Origin of the sequence: Catenovulum agarivorans DS-2, assembly GCF_000568405.1 — a bacterium.
Taxonomy (GTDB): domain Bacteria; phylum Pseudomonadota; class Gammaproteobacteria; order Enterobacterales; family Alteromonadaceae; genus Catenovulum; species Catenovulum agarivorans_A.
Window position 1 is genome coordinate 41,212 of sequence record NZ_ARZY01000025.1, and the last position, 21,782, is coordinate 62,993.

16 protein-coding genes are annotated in these 21,782 nt (G+C 42.2%); 8 read left to right on the forward strand and 8 right to left on the reverse strand.

Features of this window, described 5'->3' with window-relative positions; translation table 11 throughout:
* The first annotated feature begins 9 nt into the window (after positions 1–9).
* Together DS2_RS13125 and DS2_RS13130 are read left to right on the forward strand one after the other, a co-directional pair.
* Positions 10–2,178 (forward strand): sensor histidine kinase, encoded by a 2,169-nt coding sequence (locus tag DS2_RS13125; RefSeq protein ID WP_235188606.1) that lies wholly within the window; start codon positions 10–12, stop codon positions 2,176–2,178.
* Positions 2,179–2,197: 19 nt separating this feature from the next.
* Complete coding sequence (locus tag DS2_RS13130) at positions 2,198–2,620, forward strand: MAPEG family protein (RefSeq protein ID WP_035015282.1); 423 nt, start codon at positions 2,198–2,200, stop codon at positions 2,618–2,620.
* A gap of 30 nt (positions 2,621–2,650) precedes the next feature.
* Here the strand turns inward: DS2_RS13130 and DS2_RS13135 are convergent, their stop codons facing one another.
* The 6 genes from DS2_RS13135 to ilvC all read right to left on the reverse strand — a co-directional run bounded on the left by DS2_RS13135 (position 2,651) and on the right by ilvC (position 12,939).
* Complete coding sequence (locus DS2_RS13135; RefSeq protein WP_035015283.1) at positions 2,651–5,749, reverse strand: efflux RND transporter permease subunit; 3,099 nt, start codon at positions 5,747–5,749, stop codon at positions 2,651–2,653.
* Positions 5,742–6,332 carry an efflux RND transporter periplasmic adaptor subunit gene (locus DS2_RS19955; protein WP_081754269.1) on the reverse strand — a complete coding sequence of 197 codons (591 nt, stop codon included), beginning with the start codon at positions 6,330–6,332 and terminating at the stop codon, positions 5,742–5,744. Before DS2_RS19955 ends, DS2_RS13135 begins: the two co-directional genes overlap by 8 nt.
* A complete protein-coding gene (locus DS2_RS19960; protein WP_051479863.1) occupies positions 6,250–6,825 on the reverse strand; it encodes an efflux RND transporter periplasmic adaptor subunit in 576 nt (191 codons plus the stop codon). The genes DS2_RS19955 and DS2_RS19960 overlap by 83 nt, the downstream gene beginning before the upstream one ends.
* Positions 6,826–6,947: 122 nt before the next feature.
* Positions 6,948–7,943 carry a response regulator gene (locus DS2_RS13145; RefSeq protein WP_035015285.1) on the reverse strand — a complete coding sequence of 332 codons (996 nt, stop codon included), beginning with the start codon at positions 7,941–7,943 and terminating at the stop codon, positions 6,948–6,950.
* A complete protein-coding gene (locus DS2_RS13150; protein ID WP_035015286.1) occupies positions 7,944–11,255 on the reverse strand; it encodes an MHYT domain-containing protein in 3,312 nt (1,103 codons plus the stop codon).
* Positions 11,256–11,448: 193 nt separating this feature from the next.
* Complete coding sequence (gene ilvC / locus DS2_RS13155) at positions 11,449–12,939, reverse strand: ketol-acid reductoisomerase (RefSeq protein ID WP_035015287.1); 1,491 nt, start codon at positions 12,937–12,939, stop codon at positions 11,449–11,451.
* Positions 12,940–13,097: 158 nt separating this feature from the next.
* On the opposite strand from ilvC, the gene ilvY reads away from it, so the two are divergent.
* The 6 genes from ilvY to DS2_RS13185 all read left to right on the forward strand — a co-directional run bounded on the left by ilvY (position 13,098) and on the right by DS2_RS13185 (position 20,119).
* Positions 13,098–13,991: an HTH-type transcriptional activator IlvY gene (ilvY, locus tag DS2_RS13160; RefSeq protein ID WP_035015288.1), complete on the forward strand. Its 894-nt coding sequence runs from the start codon at positions 13,098–13,100 to the stop codon at positions 13,989–13,991.
* A 48-nt stretch (positions 13,992–14,039) separates the two neighbouring features.
* Entirely contained in the window at positions 14,040–14,330 is a 291-nt protein-coding gene (locus DS2_RS13165) for a DUF3630 family protein (protein ID WP_035015289.1), read from the forward strand.
* A 172-nt stretch (positions 14,331–14,502) separates the two neighbouring features.
* A complete protein-coding gene (locus DS2_RS13170) occupies positions 14,503–17,424 on the forward strand; it encodes an EAL domain-containing protein (RefSeq protein ID WP_051479864.1) in 2,922 nt (973 codons plus the stop codon).
* A gap of 8 nt (positions 17,425–17,432) precedes the next feature.
* Positions 17,433–18,206 (forward strand): thermonuclease family protein, encoded by a 774-nt coding sequence (locus DS2_RS13175; protein ID WP_035015290.1) that lies wholly within the window; start codon positions 17,433–17,435, stop codon positions 18,204–18,206.
* 68 nt (positions 18,207–18,274) lie between these two features.
* Positions 18,275–18,850 (forward strand): anthranilate synthase component II, encoded by a 576-nt coding sequence (locus tag DS2_RS13180; protein ID WP_035015291.1) that lies wholly within the window; start codon positions 18,275–18,277, stop codon positions 18,848–18,850.
* A gap of 117 nt (positions 18,851–18,967) precedes the next feature.
* Positions 18,968–20,119, forward strand: coding sequence for an HDOD domain-containing protein (locus DS2_RS13185; RefSeq protein ID WP_035015292.1), 1,152 nt, complete (start codon positions 18,968–18,970; stop codon positions 20,117–20,119).
* Here DS2_RS13185 and mutH read toward each other — a convergent pair.
* Both mutH and DS2_RS13195 read right to left on the reverse strand, forming a co-directional pair.
* Positions 20,116–20,805, reverse strand: coding sequence for a DNA mismatch repair endonuclease MutH (mutH, locus tag DS2_RS13190; protein ID WP_081754270.1), 690 nt, complete (start codon positions 20,803–20,805; stop codon positions 20,116–20,118). The genes DS2_RS13185 and mutH overlap by 4 nt on opposite strands.
* Positions 20,805–21,644, reverse strand: a complete 840-nt coding sequence (locus DS2_RS13195) for a putative RNA methyltransferase (protein WP_035015293.1) — start codon at positions 21,642–21,644, stop codon at positions 20,805–20,807. The genes mutH and DS2_RS13195 overlap by 1 nt, the downstream gene beginning before the upstream one ends.
* Positions 21,645–21,782 lie beyond the last annotated feature (138 nt).

Here is a 21,782-nt window from a genome sequence, read left to right on the forward strand (position 1 = left end):
GGGGGGAGAATGCAACAACAGGAACATTATATGCTGTCACTCAAAACGCGTATTTCAGCAGGACTTATATTGGTACTTATGTATGGAATGTTGGCAATCGGATTGTCTGTTTCTTTACCCAGTAGCAACTACACTTTTTCCACAACTGCGACATCCATTTTAGCGCAGCTTCCAAATCAAAATGCATTTGAAGTTGCGGCGTTTATTACGCCAACCGGGGAAATTGAAGCCGAACCTACTCTAGGTTATGAAGAGCCGGACATCTTGCCTGATTACGCTAGCTTAAACCAGTTTTTTCAGCATCATCAAGCACTGCATGATGCGTTGGTTGCAGGACGCTTGCAAATTAGAGATACACATAACAATATCACTGAGGTTTTGCTGGACACTCGATCTATATTTGACTTGCCTGGGTTGTTTTGGTTGCAGCTGATTTGTGGTTTGGCAGGTATGGTTATGTGTCTGATGGTTTGGGTACCTGCCAAGCGAAGTACCGCGATAAATGCTTTTACCTTAACTGGGTTAAGCTACGTTATGTTTTCTTCTGCGGCTGCAGTATATAGCACAAGGGAATTGTTCATTTCGTCTGATTTATTTGTATGGCTGTCTGGGTTAAATCATTTTGGCGCTTTATTGTTCTCTGCTTCGCTCAGTGTTTTTATTTGGAACTATCCAGTTAAATCCCCTTCTCCTTGGTTAACTCGGGTATTCTATGCCGCTTTTTTCTGTTCATTTTGCATCGACCAAGCCCAGTTGGTGACATCACCTGTCGAAGGATTTCACTTGTGGGTAATGGGGATCTTTTTAACTGGGTTATTGGGCTCATTGTGGCAGTGGTGGCAAACTCGTGGGCAGCCTATTCCTCGTGCCGCTTCGCGTTGGATTGTTGTTTCTATATTGGCAGGTACAGCTTTTTTTGCTGGTGGGATGATATTACCAGCCATTTTACAAACGGCAACGCCAGCTTCCCAAGGGTTGTTATTTACGACGTTTTTACTAATGTACGCAGGCATGGCGACAGGGGTGGTTCGTTATCAACTTTTTGACTTAGACCGATGGTGGTTTGCCTTGTGGGGGTGGTTGCTGGGCGGACTAGCGATTATGTTGGCAGATATGTTATTGGTCTCATTGTTAAGCTTATCTGGCCCTGTCACTTTAACGCTTTCCGTTGCGCTGGTCGGTTGGTTGTATTTCCCGTTACGACAGTATGCGTGGAAAAAATGGTTTATGCATAATCAACGCGAGCTAGATAAATGGTTGGCAAATGCTTTGCCTGCAATGTTGGTTGCGCAGCAATCACAGAACCGTTCTGGCCTAGAGGATGCGCTCAATGCGGTATTTCACCCATTGTCGATTGAAGAGCATGATGCACTCGAAAATGATAACAGTGTTAGTTTATTAAGTAATGGGCAAGCGCTGAAGGTGATTGACACCTCAACTGAAAAATTTTGGTTGTTACAACATGCGCAACAAGGCTCTCGACTGTTTAATGCACAAGATGTCAATATCGCTAAACTCGTACTGGCATTGTATAAATTGGTTGCTCAAGCGCAAGTGGCATTCGTTGAAGGTGCAAAAGAAGAAAGGTATCGAATTCGCCGAGATATGCATGATGATTTAGGTGCGAAGCTATTACACTTGTTACATAAATCAGACCCAGATAGTAAGCCATTGGTTCGAGATGCTATTCGAGACTTGCGTAACTTATTAAAAGATATGGAGGGTGAATCTTTATCTTTTGACGCCGCATGTATACAGTGGCGCGAAGAAACCACTCGCCGTTGTAACGACCATGGAGCAAAATTGGCGTGGCAAGCTCAGCAGATAAACTTAATTTTAGGTGTAGGGCAGTATGCCGAACTAACTCGAATTGTGCGCGAGGCCGTGACAAATGCGCTCAAACATGCGGATTGTTCTAACTTAACTGTTACTTTTGCTCAAGACGCGGAAGTCTTGCGATTGGTTGTCGATAATGATGGTGTTGCACCAAACGCTATTGCGGGTGAAAAGCGGGGACTCGCAATAATGTCTAGCCGGGCGCAAAAATTAGGCGGGAAGTGTTCATATCATTGCCGTGCTGGTCATTGGCAAGCTTGCATCGAACTTTCATTAGCGAGCTTATCAATAGGCGCAAATGCCCCCGCGTTTGAATTTGATTATTCGTCTGGAACTGCATGATATTGGCTCAGGAAATATTATGAATTTTGTGGATTTGTATTTAGTCGCTTTTTGGGGCTTGTTTACTATCATTCTCACTTGGTTGATTCAGTGGTTTGTAGCAAGCGGAAGTAAAGGTGCTCAAGCTGGGGCGATCCCTGGAAAAATTGACCAGAATTTAAGTCATTCGTCATTCGTGTTTAGGTCACATCGTACTTTTATGAATTCGATAGAAAATGTGCCTGCAATGCTAGGCACTTCTTTTTTAGCAATTCTTGTTGGTGCGGATATTTTTTGGACGGGGTTGCTGGTTTGGATTTTTGCAGTGTCGCGCATAATACATATGCTACTGTATTACGTAATTGCCACTGAAGCTAATCCTAGCCCAAGATCATATTTCTTTTTGATCGGCCTAGCGTCGAATGTAGGTTTACTCGGTTGTTGTGCCGCAGCCCTTGCATAACGCATTTAACCTGCGCATAGGATAAAAAGATCAATGCACTTGTTCAACCTGTTGTAGCTCTTGTTCTAGGGCGGCTTGTTCATGGCCTCTCGGTTTGTGAAATTTAGCTGTGGCTAAATACACAACAGGGGTTAAATACAAGGTAAATAACGCAGCTAAACCTAAACCACCAAACATTACCCAACCAATGGCGCTGCGTGCTTCTGCACCTGCTCCCGCGCTTAAAATAAGTGGTAAGCCACCGAGAATGGTTGAAACCATGGTCAGCGCTATGGGTCGTAAACGTACATTAGCGGCTTGCTCAATTGCTTTGCGTATATCAAAACCTTTATCACGTAGCTGGTCGGCAAATTCAACAATCAAAATACCGTTTTTAGCCATTAAGCCAATTAACATCACTAAGCCAATTTGCGAATAAATATTCACGCTAGTGTCGGTTAACCATAACGCGTAAATGGCTGCGGCTAAACCAAACGGCACCACAGTCATAACATTGATTGCGCTGGCGATACCTTCAAATTGTGCACATAACACTAAAAATACGACTAACAAAGCAATTGCATAAGTAAAGGCAACTTCGTTGGAGGTTTCTTCAAGGGTTTGCGCTTCACCTAAAAATATCATGTGCACATCATCGGGTAACACTTGTTTGGCAATATTTTGCATTTCTTGCATGGCATCAGCTAAGGGGTAACCTTCAGCTACATTAGCTTTTATTTCTATAGCTCGGCGTTGTGCGTGGCGGTCTAATTCAGCCGCAACACTATTTTCTTTCATTGTTACCACACTCGAAAGCGGCAATTGCCGCCCCGATGCGCTAGATACATATAAGTTGGCTAAATCTTGTGGAGACGACACTCGTGTCGACGAGGTTTCTAACATAATTGGAATCGATTCATCAGCAATGCTTAAGTCAACTAGATCCCAACCATCTACGACTGCGCGTAAAGTATTGGCAATTTCATTCAGTGATATACCTAAATCGGCAGCGCGGCGTCGGTCAATTTCTAGTGACAATTGTGGCTGAGTAGGTCGGTAAGAAATATCAGGTTGGCTAATGTGGCTACTTTGTTGATTAATGGCATCCACCATAGCCAATGACGCTGCATAAATGTCGTTGTAATCATTGCCTAATAAAGCTACTTCAATGCCACCAACATTGCCACGTATCGATAAACTGTTTGGACTGCCAACTCGTACTCGAGCACCTGGTATTTGGCTCACTTGTTGTTTAATTTCAGCCATGACACTTTGTTGACTCACTGTCCTTTGTTCCCAAGGGACAAACGGCAACATGACTTGTGCTCGATTTGGATCGTATCGGCCCACTGTTGTGAACATATCGGTTATGATGCCCTGCTGAATATAAGGTTGAGCAATCGCCTCAATTTGTTCTGCTTGGCGGGCAATATAATTTAACCCAACACCATCAGGACCGGTTGCGTCAATGTATAGGACACCTCGGTCTTCACTGGGTAACAGCTCGTTCGCCAGTTTTGGATAAACCCAACCAGCGGCAATTGCCGAGGCCAACGCGAGTAAGAAAAACCAAGTAGCGTGATTCAATACAAAATGTATTGAGCGAGCATATAAATTTGCCAATGCTAGGCCACAACGCGCAAGAATATTGGGTTGCGCCGATTTTTTCGCTTTAACCAATGGGAAACGTGCCGCCATTGCAGGCACTATCGATAAAGCAACAAATGACGAAATAATCACAGCGCAAGCTAAAACAAAACCAAACTCACGGAACATTTTACCGGCAGAGCCTGGAATGAGCGCTATCGGCACAAATACACTGACTAACACAGCTGTGGTTGCGATAACGGCGAATATCACTTGGCGCGTACCTAACACCGCCGCGGCTCTTGGTTTTAACCCTTGTAAACTTAAACGCTGAATGTTTTCTAGTACAACTATTGCATCATCTACCACTAAACCTGTGGCTAAAACAATGGCTAATAAAGTTGTGATATTGATAGAAAAGCCCATTAACCAGATACCCGCTAAGGTGCCAATTAGTGCCAATGGAATGGCAGTACTGGGAATAAGTGTTGCACGTAAGCTGCCTAGAAATAACCATAATGACGCAACTACTATGGCGATTGTCATTGCTAAACTGGTTAAAACCTCACGAACTGAGCTTTTAATAAATACAGCGTTATCAGAGGTGATGGTTAGTTGAATGTTGTCATATTTGTCATTGAGACGAGCGATGGCTTGGTTAACTTTGTCAGATATTTCTATGGTATTTGAGTGCGCTTGGCGAATGACCCCTAAGCCGATGACGGGTTTTTTGTTTAGATACACCAGCGAGTCGACGTCTTCTGGGCCAAAATAGACTTGTGCAACATCACCGATACGTGTCGTACCATTGATAATGATATTTTTAACTTGTTGCTCAGTGACTGTGGTTGCATTGGCTCGCACGAGTAACTCTTGGTCTTGTGCACGAAAACTACCCGTTGGCACATCTAGTGGTGCATCGCGCAAAACATCAGCTAAATCATTTACCGTTAAGCCAAAACTGGCTAAACGAAGTGGGTTTAGCACCACATGTAATACACGTTTTCTATCGCCAAATAGTGGCACATCGGCAACACCGTTAATGCCAATAATTTCAGGCACAATATCTTTTTCAATAATACGCGTGAGTTCTTCTTGTTGTAAATTTTGGCTGGTAATGGCGATATTAATAATTGGCCGCGCATCGTCTTGTGCTTTTACCACACTAATACGCTCAACATTGTCGGGTAATTCTCGCTGCACTTGATTAACCGCTTCACGGACATCTGACGCTGCAGTCATTAAATCGGTTTCGGCGGTGAACTCAGCATGAATACGAAAGTTGTTTTCTTCACTGGATGAACGAATGTTTTTTATGCCAGATACACGCGCCATTGCCCCTTCGATTATCGCCGTCACTTCAGCATCCATGGTTTCAGGTGTAGCCCCTGGCAATACACCTCTAACAGATACAACAGGGCGATCAACGTCAGGTAACTCGCGTACTTCAACGTAAGTAAGTGCTGCTAAACCTGCCAACGCGATTAATAAATTAATTACTAAAATTAGAAACGGGCGACGTACGCTTAACGAGGCCAAGTCGTCTTTAATAAATTCACTCATTGCCTAATAACCTTTGCTGAACTTGCGCGGTTACATCTGCTACTTTTTTGCCTTCACGCATACCCTGTATGCCTTCTTTAACTACGATACTGCCGCTGGGTAAATCACCTTCAACTAAAATTTCACCTTTAAGCCTTTGCACAACTACAACTGGCAAACGTGTCGCGTGCTGATCAACAATTTGCCAAATATAAGCGCCATCGCCTCCCCACTGTAGCGCAGTTTCTGGCACCACTGGGTACTCGCCGCCAATCAAACTCAGCATAACTTTAAAACTCATGCCGGGGCGGTATTTATCTAGCGGGTTGTCTAACTTAGCTTGTACAGTAAAGGTCCGACTTTGTGGGTCTACGCGGCTGTCGATATCAACCACTTTAGCTTGCTCTAGCGCACTGGCGTTTTGCCATGGCGCTACCGCTATATTTTGGCCCATTGCTATTTGGTTGTAATAGGCTTCGGCAACTTCAAACATAATTAGCAAAGCACTTCTGTCGTCTAAGCTAACTATGGGCGTTTGTGTGTCTACATATGCGCCAGGGTCGAGTTGAGTAATGCCTAAATGGCCGGTAAACGGGGCTTTTATTTGATGATAATAAAACTTTGGCGCGGTTTTGGGCTACTTGTGCGCTGGCAAGCTCGGTATTTGCTTCATCTAAAATAGATTGAGTAACACCACCACTGCTAATGGCTGAGTGGTATCTATCGTAAGTTCGTTTTGCGTCATCTAAGGTGATTTGTGCTTGTTTTAACAGCAATATTTGTTCGCTTGCATCTAGCTCAACTAGTGTCGTACCGGCGCTGACTTTACGACCTGCTTGAATGTTTATTTTGTCGATAATGCCTGTGATTCTAGGATATAAAACAACTGACTTAAGCGCTCTTGAGGTGCCCACCGCGGTGATATCAATGGATTGTTGGTACATTTTTACTGCTTGAGTTAATACCGGCTCTGCGCTGATGCTGTTTTTGGCTGTTGAAACTTGCGAGTTGTCGTCAGATTGGCAGGCACTCAATAACAAAATAAGGCAAGACAACCAATACAAGGGATTGGTGATGCGAGTGGAGAAAGTAGACATAAAACCGACCTAAATATACAAATAGAATCAACGAGTTTGCCTACCACTATATGCGATTCAAATACGAACTTTAATACCTTGTAGTGTAAATATCCTGTAAAGCTAGTTGCTTTTATTGGCTGTTAGGTTTCTTGCCACTTTTCTTTTATCGCTAAAAACTCAGGTAAATGCTGCAACAGTGCAGTAACTAATTTAGGATCAAAGTGAACGCCACTTTGTGATTGAACAAAATCGAGTGTTTTTTCAATCGACCAAGCTTTTTTATATGGGCGCTCGCTCGTTAGTGCATCAAACACATCGGCTAATGCAACAATCCGACCTTCTAATGGTATATTTTCACCAGCCAAACCGCGCGGGTAGCCTGAACCATCCCATTTTTCATGGTGGGTTAATGCAATTGAGCGGGCCAATCTTAATAGTGGTGAGTCACATTCACCTAGTATTTCAGCGCCAATTTCCGGGTGTTTACGCATTTCATCCATTTCTTCGTCGGTTAGCCGTCCTGGCTTTTGCAAAATATTATCTGCAATGCCAATTTTGCCAATATCATGCATAGGTGCTGCGTTCATAATTTTTTCCGCATGAACATCTGACAAGCCAATCGCTTTAGCAAGTATTTTCGCATAATGACTCATACGAATAACATGCATCCCCGTTTCATTGTCTTTGTACTCAGCCGCTCGACCCAGCACTTGTATCACTTGCATGCGGGTACGTTTTAACTCGTCGGCTTGCACTAAGGATAAATGGTTCTTGACGCGGGCTTTAACTAAAGCTGGCGAAACGGGCTTAGTGATATAGTCAACAGCGCCTAACTCAAAACCTAACGCTTCATCTAATTCATCATTAAGTGCTGAAACAAAAATGACAGGAACGGATGCCGTGCTGTCATCAGCTTTGAGTTTGCGGCACACATCATAGCCAGACATATTGGGCATCATAATGTCGAGCAGAATAAGGTTGGGTTTATTGTCAGCAACAATTTTCAAGGCATCTTCACCAGACTTAGCAAAGGTCAACTGGTAATCCTGCTGTAATATCCCTTTGAGTACCCTAAGGTTTGTCGGCTCGTCGTCGACAATTAATATAGATGGGGTTGCGTCTGGTATGTAATTCATTTACTGGCCTCCAACGGCATCTCGTTGAATCGTTTGAATTAATGCAATTGCTTTTTTAAATTCAAAATCATTCAATAGGTCAATTGCTTGGTCAAGCTGCTCTTTAAACTGAGCCGGGGTCAATTTAACTAGCTCAGCGTTAAGCTGGTCGTCTACTTGGCTGGCTAATGCTAATTGACTAATATGCTCTAGTCGTTTTACAAATTCATTATTCGCTTGTTTTATGACTGGTGCATTAACTGAGTCAGTTATTTTTTCCTGCTTGCATTTGTTCTGTAGTTTAGCCTGATGTTGGGCAATTTGCGATATCAGTGCTGGTAACGCTTTTATGTCACGTCGTCTAAGTGTTTTTTCCAACTGACTAAATAAACTTGTCAGTTTGGGCAAAGATAAGTTACCAGCCGTGCCTTTTATTTTATGTGCATAATGCTGTAGCTCGCTCCAGTTTTGTTGCTCAACGAGCTTTGACAGCTGTCCATCTATATCTGGGTTGTCTTGCATAAACCTTTGTATTTCAGCAAAAAATGTTTCTTTATCCCCCCAAAGGTTTATTCCTCTTTCCATATCGATACAGCTAACTTGGCTATCGTTGTGCGCTGCGGGTGCCTCAGGGGTTATTGCAATATTTAAAACTCGGGCCATTTCTTGTTTGATTTGCAATGGGTCAATTGGTTTATTGGCAAAACCATTCATACCCGCTTGTTGAGCACGTAGTTTGTCATTCGGCATTACACTCGCGGTTAAGGCAATAATTGGAATGCTAGTTAAGTCGTGTTCATTTTCATAAGCACGCCATTTTTTGCTTGCATCTAGCCCATCCATTACTGGCATTTGAATATCCATAATTACTAAGTCGTAATCATGTTTGTTGCGCAGTTTAGTTAGGGCTTGTTCGCCGTTAAAACAACTATCTACAATATGGTCGTCTCGTTCTAAAATAACGGTAAGCAAGTCGATATTCTGTTGAATATCATCAACTAACAACACTCGTAGCTGTGGCAAAGTGACTTGATTGCTAACTTTAACTTTTTGTGCAGGTTTAACCCCAGGTTTGAGTGGTAACAGAATTTCAAATGTACTGCCTTTGCCTTGCTCACTGGATACATTGATGGAGCCATTCATCAGTTTGGCTAATTTAAAGCTAATGGTTGTACCAAGACCTGTGCCGCCAAACTGACGGCTAATTGAGGCATCAGCTTGAGTGTATGGCTCAAATATTTGTTGCATTTGTTCTGGTGACATACCAATACCAGTGTCAACAACCTTAATTGACACGCAATCGTTTTGTGCAACTTCGATTTTAACTGTGCCCGCCATGGTAAACTTGATGGCGTTACCAATAATATTGGTTAAAATTTGTCGGATTCTGTTTGGATCGCCTAGGTAGTAGGGCAGTACACTGTCATCCATTGTGCTATACAACTGCAACCCTTTGTTTTGTGCTTCGAGGTATAGGGTTGATATCACAGTGTCAACTTCTTCAACTAAGCTGAAATTTGTTTGCTCTAGCTCTAATTTTCCTTTGTCGAGTTTTGCACTGTCCAACACGTCATTGAGCAGATATAACAGAGACCTTGCTGAGTGATTAATGGTTTTAATATGCTTTAGCTGCTCAACGGGTAGTTTGGAATCTAATAAGATGTCACTAAAACCAATAATCGCATTCATCGGAGTGCGTATTTCATGGCTCATATTGGCGGTAAATGCTGCACGCGCAGCCGCTGCTTGTTCAGCTTCTTCTTTCGCAATACGTAATTCATCTTCCATGTATTTGCGTTCGCTAATGTCCATAATAAAACCGTCTAAACAGTTTTCACCTGTTGCGGGGTCAATAGTTAAGCTACCTTGCTCCAGCAGCCAATGTTGTGCACCGTGTTTGTCGAGAATACGGTATTCAAAAGCATAACGGCCTGTTTCGTTGTAATAATCAGAAACGCGCTCTAAGTCGTCAGGGTGGATCAAATCAGAAAAGTAGCGTGTTTGATTAGGGTAAATGAAATCACTTGCAGGGTAGCCAGTAATTTGCTCTACCGCATTACTGATGTAGAGCATTGGCCAGCCTTCTTTGTCTAAACAGCGAAACGCAATGCCAGGAATATTAGTGATCAGCGAACGAAACTTACTTTCATTTTCTCTGAGCGCTTTTTCCATTTTGGCTCTTTCGGTTAAGTCAGAGACAATAGCGACATATAAAGTCTCGTTGTCCAATTTCACTGTGCCAACCGACACTCGAACATTGACTAAGTGTCCTTGCTTGTGAATAACTTGCACTTCTCGGCTGCGGCCAACAAATGCATTAATCCCTGAGGTTAGCTGCTTTTCAAATTCAACTCTAAAGGTATCTGGTAAATAGTCAGCAATATGTTTGCCTTGCATATCTTGCTGGCTCCAGCCTAACAAAGCTTCACATGCTTGGCTGATTTCAACAATAGTTCCTTTATTGTCTAGGGTAAATATCGCGTCTATGGCTGTATTCATTATTGCGCGCATACGGCGCTCGCTGTAAGACGACTGTCTAGATAAATCTCGTATTTTAAATAAGTAGTGCGTGGCTAGTACCGCGCCAATCATCAGCAATGTAAAAAAACCAATGCCATAACCAAGGTAGAGTGAAATTTCGCCAGTTTGATTTGATAATTCTAACCCCGGCGGCAATACAAAACGCGCTGCTGCCATGCCTGTGTAGTGCATACCTGCGATTGCAAGCCCCATCACAACGGCTGCAACAATACTTTTAGAGGTAGGGTTAGTAAGGTGTATCGGCAGCTTACCGAGGGCAAATTTAATTGACAGCGCCAGAATGGATAAACTAACCGCAACTACAATTGATAATAAAAATAACCAAAGGTCATATCTCAGTAACGGAGCCATATCCATCGCGGCCATCCCGGTATAATGCATGGTTCCAATGCCTGAACCAACCAACATGCCTCCTATGAGCAAGGTTTTACCCTTAATATTAGTATTGCTGGTAATCCTTAAAGCAACCCAACTGGCCAGCAGTGAAGGGATAACCGATAAAATAGTTATCGGAATATTATAGTCGACCGTGGTACACAGCCTAAACGCGGTCATGCCAATAAAGTGCATTGACCATACACCACCACCCAATGCCAAAGCGCCTGTTGCTAGTGCTAAGTTTCTGCGGGGGCGACTTTTGTTCGAGGCAGCATAGTCAGCAATTTGTAATCCCATAAACGAAGACAGTATGGCAACCAAAATGGACAGCGCCACTAGCCAAGGATTGTAGTCGCCATCAGTCAATAAACTGTTGGCTGGGATTGCAAATAAAGTGATGATTTCATTGAGCATGTTAAACGTTATACCTGAGTTACTTTAAATGGTTGTTTTAACCACTAGGCTATTAAACTGTTTAAGTGGCTTTAGGTCAATCAATTGGGGTCGGGATTGTGAACTATTTGCTATATTTTAACTGTGATAAACAAGGGATATAAAAAATGCAGCCGAAGCTGCATTTTTTTAGCGATAAATAGAAAATCTAAAATTAGATTTCGTTTTTATCAACAATTGCTTTCATATCGGTCATGTAGCCACGTAACTCTTGGCCAACCCATTCAACAGGGTGGTTGCGAATTTCGTCGTTTACACGTACTAACAATGCGTTGTCTACAGAGTTAGACGCAGGTGCTTTGTATTGACCGATAAACGCACTGTCTAAGTTGTTGACGAAGTCTTTTAATAATGGCACAGCAGCATGCGCGAATAAGTAACAACCGTATTCAGCTGTGTCAGAAATAACTACGTTCATTTCGTATAATTTCTTACGCGCGATAGTGTTTGCGATTAACGGAGTTTCATGCAAAGACTCGTAGTATGCTGACTCTTCGATAATACCAACTTCAGTCATAGCTTCGAACGCTAATTCAACACCAGCTTTAACCATAGCAACAAATAAGATGTTGTTATCGAAGTATTCTTGCTCGTCAATTGGCGCGTCTTGAGAAGTTGATTTCTCAAAAGCAGTTTCAGCTGTTTCTGCACGCCATTTTAATAGGTTTGCATCATCATTTGCCCAGTCTTCCATCATTGTTTTAGAGAAGTGACCAGTGATGATGTCATCCATGTGCTTGCGGAACAATGGACGTAAAGTGTCTTTTAACTCACCTGCTAAAGCGAAACATTCGATTTTAGCTGGGTTAGACAAACGATCCATCATACCAGTGATGCCGCCGTATTTAAGCGCTTCAGTGATGGTTTCCCAACCGTATTGGATTAATTTAGAAGCGTAACCAGGCTCAACACCGTCAGCTATCATTTTTTCGTAACCTAAGATAGCGCCAGTTTGCAACATACCACAAAGGATAGTTTGCTCACCCATTAAGTCAGATTTTACTTCAGCAACAAATGAAGACTCAAGTACACCTGCACGGTCACCACCAGTTGCAGAAGCATATGCTTTAGCCCACTCTAAACCGTGACCTTGAGGATCGTTTGCAGGATGAACAGCGATAAGTGTAGGAACACCGAAACCACGCTTGTATTCTTCACGTACTTCAGAACCTGGGCACTTAGGCGCACACATGATTACAGTGATGTCATCACGAATTTGCATGCCTTCTTCAACAATGTTGAAGCCGTGAGAGTAAGCTAAAGTTGCGCCTTGTTTCATTAAAGGCATAACTGCGCTAACTACAGCAGTGTGTTGTTTATCAGGGGTTAAGTTACAAACTAAATCTGCAGTTGGAATTAACTCTTCGTATGTACCAACAGTGAAGCCGTTTTCAGTTGCGTTTTTCCAAGATTGACGCTTAGCTTCAATTGCAGATTCACGTAAAGCATATGAAATGTCTAAACCAGAATCGCGCATGTTTAAACCTTGGTTTAAACCTTGAGCACCACAACCAACGATAACAACTTTTTTGCCTTTCAATGCTTCACAACCGTTTGCGAATTCGCTACGGTCCATAAAACGACATTTACCCAACTGCTCTAACTTTTCAGCCATAGTTAGGGTATTAAAATAATTTTGACCCATTTTGATTATCCTATCGAATTTACATGATAAAAATTTGCGCACACTTTACCTAATTACAAACGTTGCTTAAAGTGATATATTTAAAAAACTGTATTTCATTTTTTGAAATAAAATGTCAAAGATAAATAACCCATGGTCAATCAAAAGGTAAGGTGTTGATGGAACTGAAGTCTTTGCGCTGCTTTATTCATTTGGCTGAAAGTTTGCATTTTGCGAAAACTGCAGAAGCAATGCACACCAGTGCGCCAACTTTAAGCCGTATGATCAAAAAGCTCGAAGAAGAAGCGGGGTGCGTGCTTTTAGAACGAGATAATCGCAGTGTCGCACTAACCGAAGCGGGCAATCAGTTTTTATCTTTTGCGCGGCAGACTTTAGATAACTGGCAAAAGTTTCAGCAGCATACGCAAGTGAATAGCCATGAACTACGTGGTCAACTTAAAGTTTTTTGTTCGGTCACGGCATGTTACTCGCATATTCCACCCATTTTAGCGCGCTTAAGTCAGCAACACCCGAAAATTGAAATTCAATTAGAGACTGGTGCAGCTTCACTTGCGATGGCCAAAATTTCCAGTGGTGAAGTGGATATTGCTTTATCAGCCAAACCCGACTCAATGCCGAACAATTTAGCTTTTCATCCAATTGACCGTATTTCAATGTCATTAATCGGTCCGGTAATGAATTGTGATGTGAAAGAGAAATTAAATGTGGATAAACCAGATTGGCAATCAATTCCGTTTATAATAGCGGACTCTGGATTTACCCGTACGCGCAGTGATAAATGGTTTAGGTCGCATCATATCAAACCGAATATATATGCCACGGTTGCAGGGCATGAAGCCATTGTTTCTATGGTGGCATTGGGTTGTGGGGTCGGTCTGGCGCCAGATATTGTAATTGAAAACAGCCCAGTAAGAGAGAAAGTTACTCGAATCGAAGCGGCTGGTGATATTGAGCCATTTGAGCTGGGTGTATGTTGTATGCAAAAACATTTGGTTGAGCCATTGGTTGCCGCTTTCTGGCATGAAGCCTGTGCAACACAAAATTTGTCGTAGGCTTGAGTTTAACTGTAAATCAATCTTTTTAAGGGGTTAATTAATTATATGCAATCATTAGATTTAACCAGTATTGAACAGGTAGATGACGGCATAATCTGCAATTTTGGCCAAACGTTGAGTTACGATACAATTCAACCGTTAATGTCGTCTTGGTTAAAACAAAATGGCTTTATTAGTCGAGAATGCACGGTTGGTGCCGATAGAATGAGTTGGCGGTTAGATGTTGAACAAGCAATTGTGTGGGTGCATTTTGATGAATTATCAAAAAGTTGCTGGTTTGACCAAGCAAGTGACGATTTACTGGCTAAACTTAAACAAATCGTAGAAAATAATTGAGTTTAACTCGATTAGCCTAATTAGATAGATTGCGAAGCAGTAGCGCGGTTTGCGCATTTGTAAAATATCTTTCAATTGATTGAAAATTTTGGTCAATTTCGCTTAAGGAAAGCTGTTATTGAGAATTTACAGACAACACAACAATAAGAAAAACAGATAAGTGACTCTTCAAATGAGATTTTTACCAAAGTTATTTTTTGCCATCATTGTCCTGACATTCTTTTCATGGCAAAACGTTGCGACCGCTCAGCCGTTGTCAGTTGAGCAAGTGAAACAAAATAAAAAAGTTACACTCGGGCAGTATTTGAGATATCGAACACTTGAATCTCAGGTGGATATACAAACTGTAATAGAGCGTTTTGAGCTGATTGATTGGCAATCATTTGATAAACCCTTGCCCGTATTGCCTCACACCGACCAAGCTTATTGGTTTTATTTTGATATAAAAAATAATGCTTCGTTGCAACAGGCATTATATTTGGATTATCAATTTCCTTTGGTTGAACATATTACAATCTATCAGCAAGACTCTATAAATGGGGTTGTTGAAATTTTAGATGTAAATTTAGACCAAGCCATTGAAGAGCGAATGTTTCCATCAGCTGACTTTATAGCGCCACTCACCTTAAGTGCCAATAGCCATACGCGTGTTTTGGTCAGAGTGGAAAATGACGGTTTAGTGCAAGTCCCTATGTATTTAGTTGATCAACTTTGGTTGACCAATGACAAATCAACCAATAGTTTCTGGTTAGGGGCTGGCTTGGCGCTATTAGTGGTATTGTCATTATTTTCTATTTTAGTATTTATCCTCAATAAGGATGTGAGCTTTTTATATTATGCGATCTTTTCATGCTTTTTCTTTGTTTATTATAGTGCGGCCACAGGTTATCCCATAGAGTTTTTATGGCCAGACTTTCCGGCGATATCACAAAACTTATCTATGTTTGCTTTAGGCATTGCGCTAGCGAGTGTATGCCTGTTTGCCTCTGAATTTTTGCACCTACGAGAAAAAGTCCGCTGGTTATATAAAATTGCTTTAACTTTGTGTGTGTTGTTTGTATTGGCGTCATTTATGGGCCTGTTTGTCAGCCATTATCAACAAATTATGTTACAAGTGGTGATGTTTGCACTGTGCTCGGTGTTCTTGCTGACCAGTGGGGTGTATGTTGCAACTAGGAAATATCGTGATGCTGGCCGTTTTGTTGTGTGTTTCTCGTTAATTACCCTATCGTGTGCTTTGTTTGCTGCGAATCGCTTTGGGTTGGTACCACGCAATTTGTTTACTGAATATAGTTTATTGGTGTCTCAATTTTTTGCGTTTATTGTTATTTTTGAAGCTTTGTCGAGCCGCATTAAAAAAGAGCGTAGCCAACGGCTTAAGGCTCAACTTGAGGCTCTGCACCACTATGAACAATTCTATGATATTTATGAAAATGCGGTGGAGGGGCACTTTACCACCACGGTAGACGGTCGATTGCTCCGAGCGAACAAAGCTTTTTGTGACCTAATTGGTTATATGAATTTTGAAGAGCTGGCGCATAGTATTGAAAATATCCTAGAGTTGTATGTATCACCAGACGAACGCGAAAAGCTAGTGAATCGAGCGAAAGAGTTTGGCCGAGTTTACGGCTTTGAAGCACAATGGCGGCGCACCAATGGTAAAAAAATCTGGGTGTCCATCAACCTCAGGTTTGAACCAAAAACACCTGATGGTGCAGTGTTGATTGGCTCACTTATCGATATTAGTCAAAAGAAACGTTCTGATAAGCAACTGCAATTCTTAGCTGCACACGACTCATTAACAGGTTTATTAAATCGCCGTGAATTTGAACGTATTTTGAACGAAGCGCTGATTGAATGTAGCCAATCAAAAGTGAAACACACCCTGCTGTACATGGATTTAGACCAATTTAAAGTGGTTAATGACACATGTGGCCACAAAGCGGGTGATATTTTACTTCGACAACTGACAGACGAGCTAAAAGATGTATTAAACAAACAAGGTATTATTGCCCGTTTGGGTGGTGATGAGTTTGGTGTGCTGGTCAAAAACAAAGTCGGTGATGAAGCGTTTGTGATCGCATTTCAGTTGAAACAAGCTGTCCAAGACTTCCGATTCGTGTGGGAAGGGCGTGTATTTACGGTTGGTGTGAGCATAGGCTTGGTTGAACTAAACGAAGAAAATCACTTCATTGATGAAGTGATGAGTATTGCCGATACCGCTTGTTATGCGGCTAAAGATAAAGGCCGTAATCGTATTCATGCTTACACTGAATCAGACGAAGATGTTAAAAATCGTCACAATGAAATGCAGCAAGTATCTAAAATTAACGATGCGCTGGCAAACGACAGGTTTGCCCTGCAAGCACAGTTGATTTATAACATGCAACACCCAGCGGAAAGTTTGCACTATGAGCTGTTGATTCGCATGTATGACGAGGAAGATAAGTTGGTTCCGCCTGGATTGTTTTTACCCGCAGCTGAGCGCTATGGATTAATGCCATCGATAGATAAATGGGTGATTAACCACTATTTTTCTTGGTTGCAGCACAACCCTTTGCATATGCAAAGAGTGGCTAAGTGCGCAATCAACTTGTCGGGCCCTTCGTTGGCTGAAGAGAGCATGCAAAATTACATCTTAGATTGTTTTGAACACTACAAAATACCATACAACAAAATATGTTTTGAGATCACTGAGTCTATGGCGATCCAGCAGCTTGATGCCACGTTAAGTTTTATTAAATGTTTTAGAGATTTAGGTTGTTCGTTTGCACTAGATGACTTTGGTAGCGGATTTTCATCTTATGGATACCTTAAAAACTTACCAGTTGATTATTTAAAAATTGACGGCAGTTTCGTCAAAGATATGCTGGTTGATCCAATTGACCGAGCTATGGTCAAATCGATTTATGAGGTTGCTAAAGCAATTGGTATGGAAACCGTTGCCGAGTTTGTTGAATCTGAAGATATTTTGGCCGATTTGCGTAGCATAGGGATTAATTATGGCCAAGGGTACGGTATTGCCAAACCTATGGGATTAGATGATTTTGTGAAAAAGTTTGGCCGCAAAAGCCGATTTGAGATGGGGAGTTAACCGCTAGCATGCGTAAGTTAGTTTGGCGGTTTTTTATTAGCCTAAGTTTAGTTTTTGTTTGTGCTGGTGCGATAGCTTCAACTTGTCAGAGCAGTGGCTACCATAGCCAAGTGCAAGTTAAGCGCGTCATTGATGCTACTACTATACAGCTCGTAAGTGGTCAGCACGTCCGCTTAATTGGGGTGAAATTACCGACAACTCAAGGCAAAGCCAATGATAAGCAAGCGCGCCAAGTTGCAGAGCAATCTAACCTGTTATTAAAACAAACTTTGGCTACAGCGCCTGAGATTAAGCTGGTATTAGATAAAAATTTGTTAGACCACAACAACCATATGTTAGCGCATGTTTTTTTGCCCAGCGATCAGAATGTCCAGCAACTGTTGTTGCAGCAGGGGGCTGTGCAGCTTGATATTCAACAGCCCAATACGATGTTTTGGCGCTGTTACTATCAGGCGCAGTTAGATGCACTTAATCAACACACAGGTTTATGGGCGTTTAAAGCATTTCAAGCTCAGCCCGCCGAACAAGCAAAAGCGAGCCAGCAGGCAAATCAAAATTGGTCAGGTAAGGTTGTAAGAGTTTTTCAACATAAACAAGCCACTTGGTTAGTGATTAACGATTGGTTTTATGTCGAAGTGCCAGACAAAGTCAAAACACGCCATTTTCGCCAGACCAACTTTAAAAGCCTAATTGGCCAGCAAGTGATTATAAACTCACCAGTGCATTACAAAAACAGGCGGTGGCAAGGTTTGTTGGCGGAGCCGTGGCAACTCATTAACTAATTTTAACTCGCCTAACTAGGTTAAATTTGCTATTTTCCCGACTCATTATATTGTGAACATGGTTTTATATGCTTTTACTGATCGACAATTACGATTCTTTTACTTATAACTTAGCGCATTACTTTATGGAGCTAGGCTGCAAAGTAAAAGTGGTGCGTAATGATCAAATCAGTATAGAGCAAATTGAGCAGCTAAACCCAAGCCATATTGTTATCTCGCCTGGACCTTGCACGCCGAATGAATCAGGCATTTCGCTTGAAGCAATTGGGGCTTTTGCTCAAAGTAAACCAATATTAGGGGTTTGTTTGGGCCACCAATGTATTGCTCAGTATTTTGGTGCGAGCGTGACTAAGGCGAGCCAAGTAATGCATGGCAAAACCGCTTTGGTTGAGCATAACAGCCAAGGAATATTTGCCAACATCCATCGAGATTTTATTGTGACTCGATATCACTCTTTGTGTGTTGAACCTAATTCTGTACCCGAAGATTTAGAAGTGACAGCTTGGTGTGACGAAGGCCAAGGAAATAAAGTAATTATGGGCTTGCAGCATAAAAGTTTGGCTATTTTTGGTGTGCAATTTCACCCAGAATCAGTGCTATCAGAATTTGGCCACCATATACTGAAAAATTTTATCAGCCGATAAAAACGACAATTGCGTGTGAAGTGTTTATTAAACGCAATTGTTTAATTGGTAATGCACTAACCACTAAGCTACACTCAGGTTTACATCGTCGACCACAACAGACTCTATGCGAATTTAATGACCGACACTCGATACTCCACACTAATTAACACTCGCTTTCACGACCTCCTGATTAGTTATGACTTTGCGCGTAAGCACAATGGTGCCCATTTGCAGGCAATGGCTGAGATGTTCACGGAACAAGAGCAACGGCAATTATTGGATGTAGAAGTTAAAGCCAAAAGTGAGCGAGACGCTGTTGAGCAGGCAAAAGAGCAACATAGGCAAAAGAAAGATTTAGAACTCAACCAACTGGTGTCTGATTCAGTTATTGAGCAATTAAACGATGTCGATAATATTTTCGAAAATACTTTAAATATTCAAGACTCTATTCCTGCCATATTAGATATTTTGTCCGTTAGGGCGGCCAATATCGCACGCATTGAACCCTTAGTGATGAATTTAGCTTGGTTAGAGCAAGATATGGTGCAATTTGTAAATTTGCCAGGGTATCGGCCAACTAAAGAGGGCAAGCCGATACGTGTAGATAAAGCGCGTAGTGCCTTAAGTTATATCGGCATCGACAATTTAAAAATGGTGGTGCCGACCTTTGCTTTACGTAAGTGGATCCCACATAGCACAGAGCCATTTCGTTTGATGAAACGTAAAATGTGGGAAGCAGGACTTGGCGCAGCAGTGTCTTGCAAGCGTTTAGCGTTAATTCACAACCTTGACCAAAATATTGCGTTTACTGCTGCGGCGTTTCATGGGTTGGGGCAGTCGGCGATTGTACGTTTATATTTACGTAGATTTGATGCTATTTGGAAAGAGCAGCTAGAGTTTGCTCGTGAGCGACGACTTAAACAAGATCACGAAGCGATAGCTGCATTAGAACCCAGCGGAGAAGCATTGCGTAACCTAATGATAGACCATACACCAAGGTTAAGTGCTGAGTTGATAAAACGTTTTGATTTAAAGCGGTTGATGATTCACCCTCCGATGCAAGAGTACGCAGCAGCGGATGTGCGTGAAATGTCACCTTTAGCTGTTATTATGAACAAAGCAATTTGTTATTCACGATACAAACTATTGCAGCGCCATGGCTTAATTGCAAAACACGAAGCAAAAATCTATTTTAAAGAAAATAATCTAACAGCCGCAGAAGTGACGGAGCTGAATAAACTGTCTATGCGCAGGTTAAACTTACGATTGGAGCAACAGTACAACTAACCAGAGATTGCTTGTTGTAATATGGTTAAAGTGAAGGATTTTTTTAAATAAAAACCACGAGGCAAAGTTTGAATGTGCTCACCATCAGAGCCAATTCCTTGAGTTCGCACCCGACTGTTTGCAGCTTTAGGTCTAATCTGTAAGTATTGACCTGTTTTCGCGGTGATCTGATTAACTTGCCCCAGCGCGACCATATCCATTAGCTCTTCCCAATCTTGTTTGAGCGCCTGATCTTGTGCTGGTGTTGGCGACCACAAGATGGGGAGTCCGACCAACCTATCAGCGACCGCAATGCCTCGCTCTGCCAATATAGGTACCCATAGAACGCGGTTGAGCTTAACTCGAACTGGACTGTTCTGCCATGTTTGACCCGCTATGCCCGTTAATGGCGCGACACAAATGTAAGTGGTTTCTAACGGTGTTCCTGTTCGATCAACCGGTATTGTTTTAAGTTCGATACCTAGGTGTTCAAAGTCTGGTACCGGTTTAGAACCAGCGGTAGCGCCCAAATGCCATTCTAATAATTGCCCTGTCCACCCTTTATCTTTGAGTAAATTATTGGGCACATGCACACCTGCCATAGATGCGAGCTGCGCCAGGTTAAGTCCAGCGATAGCTTGCGCGCGCGACATCAAAACGGCTTCAGATGTCGGAGCTGCTGGTTGTGGGATAGGGCGGTATTGCACTAATTGACCTCTTTTTGCCAAATACTGATATCAGCATCAATACTGATGGTAAATTGCTGCAAGGCTTGCAACTGGGCGAGCTTATCGGCGCTGGCTTTATGACCGTGTGGGGTCATTATCAGCAAGTCTTGGATTTGTTGATTATTTAAGGTTTGTGTGTATTGAACCTGTTGACGGTCGATTAACTTAAATCCGGCATTGATCGCTTCTTGCCGATTGGCGGCGACAAAAGGTTTAACTTCAGGATAAATGGCTTGGCGGAGCTCTATTAAGTGATTTTCACCACTCTCTACCAAAACTAACTGGCCCGATTTATCTAGCTTGCGTGCAAACTCACAATAAACTGGAAAACCAAACATGCATAAAATATGGCTAAGAGAGTTATCGGCAATGGGGATGCTTTTGTTTGAAGCAACTAGATACTGGACATTTTGTTGTGCCAGCCTATTTTGCCGAGCCGCTGAGATAATCGCCTCTTTGGAAATATCTAAACCAATTAACTCAGCCCCCGCGACCTGTTGGGCAAACTGGCGCAAATAATAGCCCTCACCGCAGCCTGCATCTAGCAGAGAGAGCCTGCTACCAGGTTGTAGGCATAAATCGACTACTGACAGTGCAATCTGTTGATAAACGCCTGAGTTTAAAAAACGGCAGCGTGCTTCTACCATTGTTTTGTCGTCGCCTGGTTGTTTTGAACGTTTGAACTGCACGGGCAACAAGTTTAAATATCCTTGTTTTGCGTAATCAAAATTATGCTTATTAACACAGCTGACAAATTTGTTGTTGGGTGCTTGAATTAAAAGTTCGCCGTCTAACGGGCAAATTAAATTAACAGACATACACAACTCACCTAAATTTCAATGCCTATACTATACCTGTATTTGCCTCGGCTCTGCGCAAATGTTACAAAATTTATTGCTGTTGAAATTACAGTTGGTGGAAAAATATACTGAATGGCTAAAATAACTGCGGTCATT